The 15,530-nt window shown below is 42.8% G+C and carries 14 protein-coding genes; 7 read left to right on the forward strand and 7 right to left on the reverse strand.

Annotated elements, in window-relative coordinates; genetic code table 11:
• Nucleotides 1–221 precede the first annotated feature (221 nt).
• Nucleotides 222–1,250 carry a molecular chaperone DnaJ gene (locus FTT83_RS09695; protein WP_180043208.1) on the reverse strand — a complete coding sequence of 343 codons (1,029 nt, stop codon included), beginning with the start codon at nucleotides 1,248–1,250 and terminating at the stop codon, nucleotides 222–224.
• Between the two features lie 258 nt (nucleotides 1,251–1,508).
• Here FTT83_RS09695 and FTT83_RS09700 point away from each other — a divergent pair, with 258 nt between their 5' ends.
• The 6 genes from FTT83_RS09700 to FTT83_RS09725 all read left to right on the forward strand — a co-directional run bounded on the left by FTT83_RS09700 (nucleotide 1,509) and on the right by FTT83_RS09725 (nucleotide 7,332).
• Nucleotides 1,509–2,186 carry a YetF domain-containing protein gene (locus FTT83_RS09700; RefSeq protein ID WP_180043209.1) on the forward strand — a complete coding sequence of 226 codons (678 nt, stop codon included), beginning with the start codon at nucleotides 1,509–1,511 and terminating at the stop codon, nucleotides 2,184–2,186.
• A 334-nt stretch (nucleotides 2,187–2,520) separates the two neighbouring features.
• On the forward strand, nucleotides 2,521–3,468 hold the full coding sequence (locus FTT83_RS09705; RefSeq protein ID WP_180043210.1) for a transporter substrate-binding domain-containing protein: 948 nt from the start codon (nucleotides 2,521–2,523) through the stop codon (nucleotides 3,466–3,468).
• Between the two features lie 71 nt (nucleotides 3,469–3,539).
• On the forward strand, nucleotides 3,540–4,283 hold the full coding sequence (locus FTT83_RS09710; protein WP_180043211.1) for an amino acid ABC transporter permease: 744 nt from the start codon (nucleotides 3,540–3,542) through the stop codon (nucleotides 4,281–4,283).
• A complete protein-coding gene (locus FTT83_RS09715; RefSeq protein WP_180043212.1) occupies nucleotides 4,283–4,966 on the forward strand; it encodes an ABC transporter permease subunit in 684 nt (227 codons plus the stop codon). Before FTT83_RS09710 ends, FTT83_RS09715 begins: the two co-directional genes overlap by 1 nt.
• Nucleotides 4,967–4,980: 14 nt before the next feature.
• Nucleotides 4,981–5,706 (forward strand): amino acid ABC transporter ATP-binding protein, encoded by a 726-nt coding sequence (locus tag FTT83_RS09720; protein ID WP_171263231.1) that lies wholly within the window; start codon nucleotides 4,981–4,983, stop codon nucleotides 5,704–5,706.
• A gap of 438 nt (nucleotides 5,707–6,144) precedes the next feature.
• Nucleotides 6,145–7,332, forward strand: a complete 1,188-nt coding sequence (locus FTT83_RS09725) for an ammonium transporter (RefSeq protein ID WP_180043213.1) — start codon at nucleotides 6,145–6,147, stop codon at nucleotides 7,330–7,332.
• Between the two features lie 116 nt (nucleotides 7,333–7,448).
• Here FTT83_RS09725 and FTT83_RS09730 read toward each other — a convergent pair whose 3' ends face one another.
• The gene (locus FTT83_RS09730) at nucleotides 7,449–8,132 is read right to left on the reverse strand and encodes an HAD family hydrolase (RefSeq protein ID WP_180176555.1); all 684 of its coding nucleotides are present in this window, start codon (nucleotides 8,130–8,132) and stop codon (nucleotides 7,449–7,451) included.
• A 209-nt stretch (nucleotides 8,133–8,341) separates the two neighbouring features.
• Between FTT83_RS09730 and FTT83_RS09735 the strand changes: the two genes are divergently transcribed.
• Complete coding sequence (locus FTT83_RS09735) at nucleotides 8,342–9,043, forward strand: phosphatase PAP2 family protein (protein WP_180176554.1); 702 nt, start codon at nucleotides 8,342–8,344, stop codon at nucleotides 9,041–9,043.
• A gap of 48 nt (nucleotides 9,044–9,091) precedes the next feature.
• On the opposite strand, the gene FTT83_RS09740 is transcribed toward FTT83_RS09735, so the two are convergent.
• The 5 genes from FTT83_RS09740 to FTT83_RS09760 all read right to left on the reverse strand — a co-directional run bounded on the left by FTT83_RS09740 (nucleotide 9,092) and on the right by FTT83_RS09760 (nucleotide 15,444).
• Nucleotides 9,092–10,402 carry an ATP-binding protein gene (locus tag FTT83_RS09740; RefSeq protein ID WP_180176553.1) on the reverse strand — a complete coding sequence of 437 codons (1,311 nt, stop codon included), beginning with the start codon at nucleotides 10,400–10,402 and terminating at the stop codon, nucleotides 9,092–9,094.
• Between the two features lie 39 nt (nucleotides 10,403–10,441).
• Nucleotides 10,442–11,119: a response regulator transcription factor gene (locus tag FTT83_RS09745; protein WP_166170465.1), complete on the reverse strand. Its 678-nt coding sequence runs from the start codon at nucleotides 11,117–11,119 to the stop codon at nucleotides 10,442–10,444.
• Nucleotides 11,120–11,128: 9 nt separating this feature from the next.
• Nucleotides 11,129–12,796: a phosphoethanolamine transferase gene (locus tag FTT83_RS09750; RefSeq protein ID WP_180043218.1), complete on the reverse strand. Its 1,668-nt coding sequence runs from the start codon at nucleotides 12,794–12,796 to the stop codon at nucleotides 11,129–11,131.
• A 128-nt stretch (nucleotides 12,797–12,924) separates the two neighbouring features.
• Nucleotides 12,925–14,055, reverse strand: coding sequence for a porin (locus FTT83_RS09755; protein WP_180043219.1), 1,131 nt, complete (start codon nucleotides 14,053–14,055; stop codon nucleotides 12,925–12,927).
• 141 nt (nucleotides 14,056–14,196) lie between these two features.
• Complete coding sequence (locus FTT83_RS09760) at nucleotides 14,197–15,444, reverse strand: MFS transporter (protein ID WP_086196891.1); 1,248 nt, start codon at nucleotides 15,442–15,444, stop codon at nucleotides 14,197–14,199.
• Nucleotides 15,445–15,530 lie beyond the last annotated feature (86 nt).

Here is a 15,530-nt window from a genome sequence, read left to right on the forward strand (position 1 = left end):
TGCAATATTGGCAGGACTTTCGATTTTACTGAACACTCTTCAACTGCTCTCGGAATATTCAATAGATGAACTGAATGAAATCGCAACAATTGCATTAGGTACCTAAAGATGTGTAGATACCTATGCCCAAAGGGAGAGGGAGCGTTATTTGATTTAATGCATACATGGATTTAGTAATGAATGTTCCCTCTCCTCCTAGGAGAGGGCTAGGGAGAGGTAAATTATAATGCTTTATGCTCCATCAACATCTCCACCCCACTCACTTTCTTCATATACTTCAAGCGCTCTTTCTCCCCTTTTAGCTGCTTTTTCAGCGCTGAAGTATCAGCATCTACCTGCTTATATAAATCTGCAATTTTTACTTTGCCTGTATAGGCTTTTTTATTCCAGCTCAACGATTGAATCATTTCTTCTATCTGGTCATCCAGTTTCTGGCTTTGCATATTTAAAGCCAGTTGATAAAACTTCATCTGCTCGGCAGTTAAACCCTTTTGCGAAGCACCGCGATTTTGCTCAATCTGGATTTGCAGTTTCAATAAATAAAATAAATCCTGTGCTGCATAGGCCTCATTCGCTCGTTGCAATATTTCAGTCTTTTCAACTTTCTTGGCTTCATCCGGCTCACGGTCTGGGTGAATAGTCGCAGCAATTTTTAAGTACACGGTTTTTAAGGACTGCTCTGTCATCTTCGAAGCTTGTTCAAGTTTTTCCTGTTGACGTTTTAACTTGGCTTGCTCACGGGCCTGTTGATACTGCTCTGTGTCCCATTCTTCAAAATCATCAGATACTATTTGATCCGAATTATTTTCTTCATCAAAAAATAGCTCTATATCCTCTGCGCTTGGCTTTTTATTTTTTCTGGCCTGACTATGTTCAATATGCTGTTGATAGTAATTATAAATGTCGTCGACTATATGAACTTGTTGCCCTGATAAAGATTGAGAGTCTTTTAAGTAAGCTGCAAGATTCTGGATTTTGACATCCAGCTGCGTCAGCTCTGCCTTGGAAAATTCTGCTACCTGCAAATGCTTCCACAGCTGTTCCAGTTGCTCAAACAGCACTGCATGTAGCTCATGATAGACCGGCATCAAAGTCTGACGAGTATATTGCCGAATCTGTTCCTGAGCCTGCTGCCACTGCTTCAGTTCAAGCTGCTGCTGTTCAATTTTTTCAATCAGACGGTTCAGCTTTCTCTGCTGTGGTGAAAGCTCAATATCAGGCTGAACAGTGGTTTTTAAATCGAAAGACATAAGGCAGAAAAATGCAAAAGAAAAATTATACTCGATTTATGTGAAAGTATTTTTTGGCTCATTTCGGTAAAACTGAAGTACAGCAAAATACTGAGCAATTAAGCCTTAGCATTACACGGCTTAAGATCAGGTAAAGTTTTGAATTAACTAAGTAACTAAAATAATTGCAGTTCTTTACCGAACTATAAAGATACCTCCTGCTCTACTCATGCATAGTATAAAAGAATGATGAATAAAGCATAAAAAGGAACTGCACACATGGATTGGGCCAGTATTTTCATCCACGACACCAACTGGGAATTTGCCGCTGAAATTGTGGTGCGCTGTGTGTGTATGTTTATCATGATTATTCTGTTTTTACGTCTGACCGGGAAACGCGGAGTACGCCAGCTTTCGGTGTTTGAACTGGCCATTATCTTGTCCCTCGGTTCGATTGCCGGCGACCCAATGTTTACCGAAGACCTGCCCTTAATTCAGGCACTGCTGATCATGAGCGTAATCATCATGCTGTACCGCCTGACTACCTGGCTGATGATGAAATACCAACCCTTTGAAGATTTACTGGAAGGCAAGTCGCTGTACATTGTAGAAGATGGTGTATTGGTGCTGGAGAAAATCAAGCGCGGAAAAATGTCACACGATGAATTCTTTGCAGAAATGCGCCAGCAAGGCATTGAACATCTGGGTCAGGTGCGTGCCGGGCTGCTCGAAAGCGATGGTAAATTTAGTATCCTGCTTTTTCACCCTGAAGACATCCGTTATGGTTTGCCGCTGTTTCCCAAGCAATATCAAAAGGTTAATCAGGTAGAACCAAACACTTATTATGCCTGTATGTACTGTGGCCATGTCGAGCACCCTGACCAGCCCGAGCAGTCCTGCCCGCGCTGTGGCTGTTGCCGCTGGGCCAAGGCTATCAAAGAACCGATGCTCAGATAAACTGGCAGTACCTCAACTGGTTTTGGCTTTAATTCAAGTTTATCGGCTAAAAGCTGAGTCGACACAGTAATAATCATATTTTAAATGGCATAGTTCCTGCAGCAGTTAGCATTGCATTTGATGCAGTCTTGTTTCAAAAACTGATTGTTTGATAATCATTTATCAGTAACAAAACGGTAAAAAAACTTGCTTGAGCAATCATTGAAAACTCGCTTAAGATGAAATCTGATCTATTTATGTACAGCACAGAAAATACCTTTTACATAACAAAACTGATGACCTTGGCTGCCTGTTAGGCACTTGATGATAATGAAATAAAAATGGAGTTTTATACATGACACATAAACGCAGTATCACCTCCCTACTTTGTGCAAGTGCTCTTATGCTTGGGCTAAGTGCTTGTAGTAACAATAAGGCTCCCGCATCGGGTGAAAAAACTGCTGGAACTGGGGATGCCAGCGCATCCGGTACGCTGGATAAGATTAAAAAATCTGGCACCATTGTTCTGGGCTATCGTGACTCCTCTATTCCCTTTTCTTATATTGCCGACAATCCAAATCAACCGGTCGGTTATGCACATGATTTACAGCTAAAAGTTGTAGATGCTGTGAAGAAAAAGCTGAATATGCCGGATTTAAAAATTCGTTATAACCTGGTGACCAGCCAAAACCGGATTCCACTGGTATCAAACGGTACAGTCGATCTGGAATGTGGCTCGACTACCAACAACAAGGAACGTCAGCAACAGGTCGATTTCTCGGTCGGTTTCTTTGAAGTCGGCTCTCGTCTGCTCACAGCGAAAGATTCTGGCGTTAAAGATTTTGCCGACCTGAAAGGTAAAAAACTGGTCACTACGGCGGGGACGACATCGGAACGTTATATCCGTCAGCATCAGCAGGAATTGGGCATTGGAGAAATCATTTCGGCCAAAGACCATGCCGAATCTTTTCTGATGCTGCAAAACGGTCGCGCTGCGGCCTTTATGATGGATGACATCCTGCTGGCCGGGGAAAAATCCAAAGCCGCCGATCCCAACAAATGGGTGATTGTGGGTACAGCACCCATTCATGAAATTTATGGCTGCATGCTGCGTAAAGGTGATACTGGCTTTAAACAGGTGGTTGATGATGCCATTAAAGCCACCTATAGCTCCGGTGAAATCAACAAGATGTATCAGAAATGGTTCCAGCAGCCCATTCCACCGAAAAATATCAACCTGAACTTCCAGATGTCTGATCAGTTAAAAGCGTTAATCAGTAATCCACATGATCGTGACCAATAAATATTAGAACAACAACTTAATATGTCAGGCAGAAAAAGGACTTTTTTGCCTGACCCGACTCAGGAGTTACTATGAATTATAGTTGGAACTGGGGAGTTTTATTTCAGCCCACTGGAGTGGGCGACACCACCTATCTGAACTGGATTGTGACCGGTCTGGGCTGGCTGCTGGTGATTGCCGTAGTGGCCTGGAGCATTGCCATGGTGTTGGGCAGCATACTGGGCATCATGCGCACCTTGCCCAGCAAAACCGCACGGAGCATTGGCACGGCATATGTCACCATCTTTCGTAATGTCCCCTTATTAATTCAATTGTTTATCTGGTTCTATGTGGTTCCCAACTTTTTACCTACGCCCATCAAATCATGGTGGATGAATGATCTGGGCGCCAATACTACGGCACTCATTTCCGCCAGTGTCGGTTTGGGGCTATTTACAGCAGCACGGGTCTGTGAACAGGTGCGTACCGGGATTGAAGCCTTGCCGGTCGGTCAGGTCAATGCCGGTTATGCCATGGGCTTTAGCACTGCTCAGCTATACCGTTATGTGATTTTACCGCAATCATTCCGGATGATTTTACCGCCACTGAGTTCCGAGCTAACCAACTGTGTCAAAAACACTTCAGTTGCATCACTGGTGGGTGTGGCAGAAATTATTTCCCAGATGAAAACCATCAGTGAATATACCCAGAACACTATCGAAATTTATACCTTTGTGACCATCATCTTTATTGTGATTAACTTCTGTTTAATTCAGGCAATGAATATGCTGGAAAAACGCTTACGTGTTCCCGGTCTGATTGCAGGAGATAAATAATGGAATGGCTCACTGCATTTTTAAATGACTTACAACTCTCCGCTCCAGCCTTGTCGCATGGCATGAGCATTACCTTAAAAGTGGTCATCAGTGCGACCATCGGTGGTATTTTAATTGGTACCTTGCTGGCCTTAATGCGCTTATCGTCATTTAAAGTCCTGAATTTATTTGCGCAAGCTTATGTCAATTTGTTCCGTTCCATCCCTTTACTTTTGGTCTTGATGTGGTTCTATTTTGCCGTACCGTTTATTTATACGGCTGTGACGGGCAATTACCTGACTATTGATACGGCACTGGTGTCCAGTATCGTGGCCTTTATGCTGTTTGAAGCGGCTTACTTTTCGGAAATTGTCCGAGCTGGCATCCAGTCCATTCCCAAGGGCCAAACTGCGGCCGCCTATGCACTCGGCATGAGTTACAGCCAGTCGATGCGACTCATTATTCTGCCGCAGGCGTTCCGTAAAATGACCCCGCTGCTGTTACAACAGACCATTATCCTGTTTCAGGATTCCACCATGGTTTATGCCATTGGTTTGCTGGACTTTTTCCGGACCAACTATGTCCGTGGCGACCTGATGTCGCTATTGACCCAATATATTTTATTTGCAGGTTTGGTGTACTTCACTGTGAGTATGATCGCGACCTATGCCGTTAAAAAATTACAAAGGAAGTTAACTGTATGACTGATGGTAAAGTGATGATTGATCTGCAAAATGTCAGTAAATGGTACAAAGATTTTCAGGTACTGACCGACTGCACCACCCAGATTCACCAAGGAGAAGTGGTGGTGGTCTGTGGACCTTCAGGTTCAGGTAAATCGACTCTGATTAAAACTGTGAATGGTCTGGAACCCTTTCAGCAAGGCAATATTATTGTGGACGGGATTTCCATTAAGGACCCCAAAACTGACCTGACCAAACTGCGCAGCCGTGTGGGTATGGTGTTCCAGCATTTTGAACTGTTCCCGCATTTGAGCATTACCGAAAATCTGACCATTGCCCAAATTAAAGTACTGGGCCGTTCTGAAGCTGAAGCCAAGAAAAAAGGCCTGGCCTATCTGGAGCGGGTCGGACTCAGTGCTCACGCCAACAAGTTCCCGGCACAACTGTCCGGTGGCCAGCAGCAACGTGTGGCGATTGCCCGTGCCTTAAGCATGGACCCGATTGCGATGCTGTTTGATGAACCGACTTCGGCACTCGATCCGGAAATGATCAATGAAGTGCTGGACGTGATGGTCGAACTGGCCAAAGAAGGCATGACCATGATGTGTGTGACCCATGAAATGGGCTTCGCCCGCCAGGTGGCCAACCGGGTGATTTTTATGGATCAGGGAAAAATTGTGGAAGACTGCAGCAAAGATGAATTCTTTAACACCCAACGAGGTGAGCGCGCGCAGCAGTTCCTAAATAAAATTTTGCACTAAAAGAGTGAGTACTTTAACCAAGTCCAGAGTTTTTGGCTTGGTTTTTTTGTGCTCAATTTCTAAAACTGAACCAAATTAGAATCTCTTTAAATATATTTTTCATTTTTTCTTTATGCTGAGCGAGAAACCCGTTTACATTTTTATCGGGCTAAACTTGCTACTATTCAGTGCTATAAAAAATATATAAAACCAACTTCTTTAAAAAAGTTAAATTTTATTCAATTTTCATATATTTATTTATAATTTAAATTAAACAATATTGCACCATAATAACGCAAATCATTCATACTTCAGCAAGTAATTGCTTTATATCGAGTCTTGTAGTCTTTTTCTCAGCCTTAATCAAAATTTCCCCATTTCGACCATCTTCACGAAAATAATCTCATGGTTATACTGATCTTCTTTTTGTGATTTTAAGCACTAAAATGGAGCCATAAAATGCAAAATACAGATTTACTCTTTCTCCTTCTTGGTGCAGTTTTAGTTTTAGCCATGCATGCAGGTTTTGCATTCCTGGAACTGGGCACAGTACGACATAAAAATCAGGTCAATGCCCTAAGTAAAATTTTGACAGATTTCTCCATTTCTGCCATCGCCTACTTTTTTGTCGGCTACTATATTGCTTATGGACAACACTTTTTTCATATCGGTACAACCTTAGCCGCAGATCATGGCTACAACCTGATGCGCTGCTTCTTTCTGCTGACCTTTGCTGCCGCCATTCCTGCCATTATTTCCGGCGGTATTGCAGAACGGGCCAAAATGCGTTCTCAAGCAATTGCCACATTATTATTGGTGGCACTGGTTTACCCTTTCTTTGAAGGCATTGCCTGGAATGGCAATTTAGGATTACAAGGCTGGCTAACCAAAACTTTTGGTGCAGCTTTCCACGATTTTGCCGGTTCAGTCGTGGTGCATGCTATGGGTGGCTGGATTGCACTCGCAGCAGTCATTTTACTGGGCGCACGTCATGGCCGTTATAAAAAAGATGGTCGTGTCAGTGCACATCCCCCTTCTTCCATTCCTTTTCTGGCACTTGGTTCATGGATTCTAATTGTCGGCTGGTTTGGTTTTAACGTGATGAGTGCACAACGTCTGGATGCCATTTCTGGACTGGTTGCCATTAACTCACTGATGGCGATGGTTGGTGGTACTATTGCGGCCAACTTCATCGGCAAAAATGACCCGGGCTTCCTGCACAACGGTCCTTTGGCTGGTCTGGTTGCCATCTGTGCAGGTTCCGATGTAGTTCACCCCGTAGGTGCATTAATCATTGGCATGGTGGCTGGGGTCATTTTTGTCAAACTATTCACTTATACCCAAAACAAACTGAAAGTGGATGATGTACTCGGTGTTTGGCCATTACACGGCGTATGCGGCAGCTTTGGCGGTTTAGCCGTAGGGATTTTCGGACAGCAATGGCTCGGCGGTTTGGGCGGTGTTTCAATCCTCTCTCAACTGATTGGTACTTTACTGGCCATCTCCATTGCACTGGCTGGTGGCTTTTTCGTTTACGGCGTACTTAAACTGATTATGGGCATTCGTTTATCACAGGAAGATGAATTCCGTGGTGCCGATTTGTCTATTCATAAAATTTCAGCCAATTCGGAAGAAACCATTTTTTAAAGCTGATGCTTTAAACTGACTATCTAAACGACATTTCGATTTTCAGAGCGGCTCAAAAGAGTCGCTTTTTTCTATCTGGACTTTAGTAGCCTGACACAATGAATGCGTAAAAGTAATTATAAAAACTGCTTAATTTCAGCCAGAGATTGAATGCGATTTATGGGCTGATCTTGAACTTCATGAAAACCCTGTAACCAGACAGCCTGCATACCGGCATCCATTGCCCCTTGTACATCATTGACGGGATGATCACCGACAAAAAGGCAATGTTCTGGTGCAACGCCCAATCTCTGGCTGGTATAGAGAAAAATTTCCGGATTCGGTTTACTGATGCCGACCCGTTCAGAACTGACAATTTCATCAAAATAATGACTAAAACCCAAACCCTGTAAAATGGTGAGTCGGGTCGCATGTCCACCATTTGAAATGACCGCCAGCTGATAACCGTCCTGTTTTAGTTCGGTTAAGAGCTGACTGGCACCCTGCATGGCCACTGCAGATAAGCCAAATTGCTGAAACCAGAACTGGGTAAGTTCATCCAAATGTGGCATGCTTTTCCAGATTAATTCCTGCTGCAAGGCATAAGCCACAGACGCAGCAATACTGGGATGGGTGAGCAATTCTTTTTTAGGGTAGCCACCATTATCAATGCGACGGATAATCGCCTGAATTTTCCCAATTGCATCATGCGGTAACTGATGTTGATAGACTTGTACCAGATATTGACTATACGCCAGAATACTTCGATCACGATGGGTTAAGGTATTATCCAGGTCGAATAGAACAGCACGAATCTTCATTTGAATACCTATAGCAATCTTGCCGTTAATGTAGCATTAAAGCTTGATCCGGTTATGCTCTTTCCTGGATATGCTTATCAGCATTTAACACAACATCATACTTAACACGATACTTTTACGGCGATTTTCCCCACCGATTCAAGCTCGCTTAAGTCTGGATTAAGTTTTTATTGCTGTAATCGCAGCACTAAAATCAATTGATCTTTACTATGCACGATCAGCAACGCTTCATGCTCTATCAGGGCTGTTTTCTCATTATCAGTTTTTGCCTGCTTTTGGTTTGTTTCCCGATTGGGGGGGCACTGGATCTGGCGCTGATTCATCCCTGGGTCAGTGAATCCGGGAAATTCCTGTTACGTGACAATTGGTATTTAGCTGAACTGAACCATCGTTATGTCAAAAATCTGATTATTGCGGTATATGCCGGCTTTTTTTTAATCTGGCTAGCATCGTTCAAGTTTGAGAAAGTTAAAGCTTTACGCTGGACCTATGGTTATTTCTTTGGGCTGATCCTCCTTTCCACCTCGATTATTGGCTTGTTGAAATCACAGTCTGCCCATGCCTGCCCCTGGAATATCACCATTCCTACCCATCAAGGTTTTTTCTGGGATTTTTCTGCCACCAAAGGGCACTGTTTCCCGGGGGGACATGCATCTACCGGCTTTGCACTGATGGCTGGTTTTTTTGTATTCAGGCTTTCCAATAAAAAGCGGGCCTATTTTTTTCTGGTCTCAGGGCTTATTTTAGGTTTCGCGATGGGCTGGGCGCAAATGATGCGTGGAGCACATTTTCTCAGCCATAACTTATGGACTGCATGGATTATCTGGCTCATTAACGTGAGTTTTTATCTACTCAATTATAAAAGATTTGCACCAAGCCAAAGCATGGATAAAACAGCTGAGACAGTTTAACTGCTCACACCTATCTGCTAGAACCCATCATCTAAGAGAAGTGATCGGCTAGAGTGGCAATTGCACATTGACCTGCAAGCCACCTAAGCTGGCACTCCTGGAAAATGAAAGCTTGCCGCCGAGCCTTTCTGTGGCTTTATCCACAATAGACAGCCCCAGACCACTGCCTATTTCCAGATGATGATGGATACGATAAAAGCGCTTAAGAATTTTTTCATACAGTTCGGGGGAAATTCCAGGTCCACTATCTTCGACCTGAATCATGGCAAAACCTGCCTGTTCAAATACAGACACATTAATCACTCCCTGATTGGGCGTGTATTTAATCGCGTTATCAATCAGGTTATAAATAATGGAATGTACTGCTGATTCCTGACAATACAGCACCACATCTTCCTGACGTTCCATACCCAAATCAATTTCTTTCTGCATGGCCAGATGAACGAGCTGTTCTACACAATTCACCGCGACCTGATTCAGTAAAAACTGCTGTTTGGTCTCGACCTCCAGAATTGAAGCATCCTGTTTTGCCAGACTGAGTAATTGGCTGACCAAATGCTGAATCCGGATTAATCCTTTACTTAAATTCTGTAGCTCCTGAGCATCAGGAAACTGTTTTAACAGAATCTGCATCTGTAAATTCAATGCAGTGATAGGCGTACGAAGCTCATGTGCTGCATCGGCAATAAACTGCCGCTGCTCCTGCTGTGCAGAGGAAATCCGCTCAAACAAATGATTCATTTCGGTAATGGTCGGCACAATTTCAAGCGGATAATTATCTGATTCAATGGCACTTAATTCCTCCGAATCACGTTGTGCCAATTCCGCTTTAAAATCATCCAAAGGCTGCAGGCTGCGGCTAATAATCCAGCTCAGTCCCCAAATCACAAAAGGCATAAACAGTAAATAAGGAATAAACATACTGCCGGCAAGTTCCAATGCTAGATGCTGCCGTGTCGATTGTTGCTGGCTCACCTGAATCTGATAATGTTCTAAAGGCAGGATGTAAGTATGCCAAACCCCTTGTGCGGTTTTATGGGTATAAAATCCTGCTTTTTTCACAGGATGAACCAATAAATTCATGGCATGGCTTTTATGTTTTTCATTTGCATAAGACCAGACATCGACAAACAGGTCTTCTTCGTGATAATGCCTGGCTTGATCAAACTTGCTTTGCACCGGTTCAGGATCATGCTGCGCGACGCGTTCTGCCAGATTCTGCATCTGGGCATCTAACACTTCATTAATTTCTTGCAGGGCAATACGGTAAGCAGAAAAAATCAGCAAGCAGCCCAAGGCAATACTAAAAACAGAAACATAAATAATCAGGCGTTTTTTTAATGAATACTGTGACTGCACCTGTGGCTGACCTTCTAGCTGATTTTATCGTTGTCTGATTTATAATTGTCCCAGTCGATAACCTAAACCACGAATGGTGCAAATAAAATCTTTGCCAAGTTTGGCGCGTAAGTGATGCACATACACTTCAATGGTATTGCTGCTTACTTCGCTATCCAGATCATACAATTTATCTTCTAAATTGGCTTTAGAAAATATCTTGTTGGGATGACTCACCAAGGGAATCAAAATCGCCCATTCACGATTGGACAGGTCAATATATTGCCCCTTAAACTTGGCAATGTGCTGTTCAACATCCAGCGTGAGTTCGCCATAACTTAAAATTTGCGGGCTGTCCTGAAGCGCAGATTCTACCCCGCTACGACGTAATAGAGCATGGATGCGGGCCAACAGTTCATCAAATTCATAGGGTTTGACCAGATAATCATCTGCCCCACTATTCAATCCATCCACCCGGTTTTGCAGTTGATCCCGTGCTGAAATAATCAGCACAGGTAAAGCCGGCCACTGCTGGCGAATCTGTTTCAATACCTGCATCCCGTCCATCATCGGCAAGCCTAGATCGAGTAGGACGATATCAAACTTTTCCTGTATGAGTTTCTTTAAACCGTCAATGCCATTATTGACCCATTCCACATCAAATTGCTGATATTTCAGCAAAGTGATGCTGGATTCAGCAATCATGAAATCATCTTCAATGATCAATATTTTAGCCATATTTTAAACTCATACTTTCTGTTTTGACTGACAGTTCTGCAACATATTGTTTTGTTCATCAATGGTTTGGGTTTTGACATCCAGCAAACTTAACAGACTTGGGAACAGATTATCCTGACTTAATTGTTTGCTTTTTTGCTGGGCTAAGCAAGTGATTTGCGCAGAATTTTGTGCAGTCCATTCAGGAGAAAACCACATCAACATTGGAACATGAGTTTGTTGGCTAGGCGCAATCGCATAAGGTGAGCCATGTAAATATAAACCATGTTCTCCTGTCGATTCACCATGATCAGACAGATACCAGAACCCACTTTGATAAGTGCTGTTGCCTTTTAACACCTGAATGAGTGAACTTAAAACATGGTCAGTATATACAATGGAATTATCATAACTATTCAACAATTCTGTACGGCTGCAACCTTGAATTGCATTGCTATCGCAACTTGGTTTAAAAGGCTGGAAGGGTGCTTTGGAACGCTGATAATAAGCAGGTCCGTGACTACCCATCTGATGTAATACAATTAAACGTGGAGTCTTATCGGTTTCAGGAATTGTAGCCAGATAAGTTTTTAGACTATCCACCAAAATTTCATCATAGCAGTCGCCATTTTTGGCACACCATTTATCTTTGAGCTGTTGCGGAATCTGATACTGTTCAACCCGGTTACAGGCACCTTTACAACCAGAGTTATTATCCATCCAGGTCACTTTATAGCCGGCACGCTGTGCGATATCGAGTAATCCTTCACGGTGACTGGCCAGCTGTTCGTCATAATCTTTTCGAGGCATGCCGGAGAACATGCAGGGTACGGATACAGCGGTTGCAGTACCACATGAACTCACCTGACTAAAATTGATAATATCCAGTTTAGACAGTTCAGGATTAGTATTTTTGGCATAGCCATTCAATGAAAAACTTTCTGCACGGGCTGTTTCACCCACTACCAACACCATAAGCTTAGGTTTAGCCTGCTTATTGACTGGCTGAAGCAAATGAGCATCTTCACCATAACGAACTAAAGGTAAATTCTTTTTAGGTGCAGATTTACGGTAATACGATAAGGTCGATGCGATGGCATTTTGTGGAGAAATCATGCCTTTCAAATCACGATGTTCCCGGAAAATCGCAGCATAATCTACATAAAAGGTAAACAGCAAGGCGCCAACCACTAACAATGAAGCGATACTGCTTAACATTTTTTTGCCAAGTTTAGGTAAAAAAGCTTCAGGCTTGATCCGAACGAGCGCCACAAAAATGAGTGGGAAAATGACAAATACCAGCGTCCAAAGCCCAAAGCGTAAGGACATCAATCCGCGGACTTCACGGGCATCGGTTTGCATCATATTCTGAACTTGTTCAGGTGAAATCACCACGCCCAAACTATTGACAAAATAGGCCGTAAAGCCCCCAATCACTAAAAAAATTGAAGCCAGTATTTTTGCATTCCAGCGCCATTGCAGCAGCTGAAAAATCAGGTTATAGGCCGCCACGATCACCAATACGGTCGCGATTAAAAATAAATAGGCTTTGCTGCCCTGATAAGGGGTCAAACTTTGTATTTTTTGAAAAAAGGCAAAATTCAGCACCAAGCCCAACCATATTGCCAGCAATAAATTAAACAGGCTTAACGAAATGGGCTTTATTTTATCACGTATAGGACTGATGATATTTGACATGACTGTTGGTTAATCTTTCTACTGTTGTCTTAATGTAGAATACCAAACTTAAAATTCACTTAATATAAAAAACAGTAATAAAAAAGGCGATGTAAAACATCGCCTTTTAGAAAAAAACAACGCACAGACTAGAACTTATATTCCAATCCTGTACCGACTACAGGTTGTTTAGTTTCATTCGAACCTTGTTCAAGAGTCAGATAACCGGCATAACCATACGCTTTCACCTGTTTGTTAAATGCATAATCTGCACCAGCAAAGATTTGTTTTGCTTCATAGTCAGGAGCATTATTAGTAAATGTAGTTGTGTTTTGGCTATATTGTGCTTTTACCGTCCAGGCCTTGGCTGTTGGCAAATTATATTCTGCACCCACTAACCAGCCTTGAGCATCATCAATAAATTCTGAACCAGCAGCATTACCTTTTGCAGTTTCAACTTCTGAAGTTTGATAAAGTGCTTTTAATGCCAAACCACCCTCAAGGTTTACACGGCCAATAGCTCGAATTGTATTTGCAGCTGCAAATAATGATGTTAATTTGCCATCTTTATCAACTGCTGGTAAAACCTCTGGAGAGCTAGCGTTTGAAAAGCCAGAACCTAAGAAAGACGATGGAATGGCTTTATCATACGCAATACCAGCCACAACCACCGGGCTGTCATAGACTACAGATGCAGACCATGCATCGCCTAAACCACGACCAGCAGTTTTAGATGAGCCATTACCTTTTGCAATGCCTGAATCTTCACCAGAGGCCAACAACGCATTCACTTTAATGGCACCTGTAGGCAATTTAATTGCTGGAGATTCATAAATGACTGCATTCGATATACGGGCTTCACCAGTGAAAATACCGTTTACATCTGCTTTGTTAGCAACGTAGTTGTTAAATGTATCAACTTGACTTGAGAGTTGCTTCAATGGCGTGTCATGTGCACCCACTTTTAAAGTACCGAGCTGAGCATCTTTTAAACCGACAAAACGGTTACGCGTAGTCCAGTCTGTACTATCACCATCTGCACTGAGACTCCATTCAATCACATAAACTGCGTTTAGACGATCGTTCAGTTTTTCTTCACCCTTTAAACCAATGAAAGAGCTATTAGAACTAACTTCTACTACATCTTTATCCGAAGTATTGGCATTGTCTTCTGGCAAGTAATCGATACTTGCATCAATTTCCCCATAAAAAGTTGGCGCTGCAAAAGTTGGTGCTGCCAGTAGGCTTAATGCAATCGCTGCTGCTAATTTGGTTTTCATCTATAAATACCCCTAAGTTATTCTGTAACAGATGTTACAATTCAGAAATATTTAAAAAAATGATTTAATTTTTATTTAGTTATCTTATTTAATCCTTAGATTTTAAATGTATATTGAATTGAATTAAAAAGCTTTTAGGGTTTAGAGCAAACTGTTTTTCCATCTCAGAATCGGGAAAATACAGAGCAATGCCAACACAGTGATCAAGCTTAAATAACTCGCATAACCCAAGAGATCGCCTAAAATCCCGCTTAGGCTATACAGTCCACCGCTCACGGTTGCCATCAACGCCACCTGGAAAGTGAAATCTGTTCCTGCCAAATGTTTGCGGCTGTATTGCATGACCAGAGTCAGCATCACCACCAAAAGCATGGCGGAAATCATGTCTTCAGCAGCATTAACCAGATAGATCATCCAGGTTTCAATAGGACCTTGGGTCTCATATTGAACAGCTAGCCATGCATAGGCAGCCAAAGTGAAAATTTTCAAAATAGAAAAACCGAGTAAAGCATGTTCACGGGAAACATACTTCAGGCTGAACCCTGCAAGCCCTGCACCGATGAGTGCAGCCACAGCGCCAAGCATGGTCACATAAATGCCAATTTGGGAAAATGTCAGTCCTAAATCCACCATTAAGGGTTTCAGCAAAGGCCCAGCTAAACCATCGGCAATTTTAAAGGTGATGAGCACCGCTAACCATGCAGCAAGATTTTGCTCTCGATAAAAATAAGCCAGATAATCTTTTATTTTTTGCCAGCGAAATGTTCCTGCTTCGGTACTGGACAGCATATGCTTTAATCGTTGCGGTTCTTTCAGCCATAAAATCGGTAAAGTATTCAACAGCACCAGTCCCGCCAAGATTAAAAATGTGCTTTGCCAATCCAGCCAGTCCAGTGCCCATAAAATAGCTCCCCCACCGACAATAAAGCCCAATCGTGAGCCAATGACCTGAAAGGTGTTGCCCCAATGCTGCTGCTGATTGTTCAGCATATTGACCGCCAGACCATCGGTAGCAATATCTTGCGTTGCACCGACCAGATTCATACTCAGTAAAGCCACAAAAAAAGCCAGCAAGTATTCAGGCTGGTTTAAAGCCTGAATCGGCAGAAAAGATAAGCCAGTCAATACCACCACACTCAATAACTGGGTCGGAATAATCCAGCTACGGTAATGTCCAAATGCTGCATGGCCAAAATGGTCAACCCATGGTGCCCAGAAAATTTTGATTGACCAGGGCAACATCAATAAGCCAAAACCGCCAATATGTGCCAGTGACACCCCTTGGGCACGTAAAATCACCGGTAAAGCATGGGTCATAAAACCGACGGGTAAACCTTGTGCCCAATATAAAGAGAACAACAAGAGATAGATGTTACGTGTACTCGGCATAGTGGGCCCTTAGGGTCAAAACCGGATTGACTATTTTGATCAGGCAAGCTGAATGACAGTTGATATTTTGCCAATGAATCTTATTT

Origin of the sequence: Acinetobacter sp. YH01018, assembly GCF_013420295.1 — a bacterium.
In the GTDB taxonomy this organism is placed as follows: domain Bacteria; phylum Pseudomonadota; class Gammaproteobacteria; order Pseudomonadales; family Moraxellaceae; genus Acinetobacter.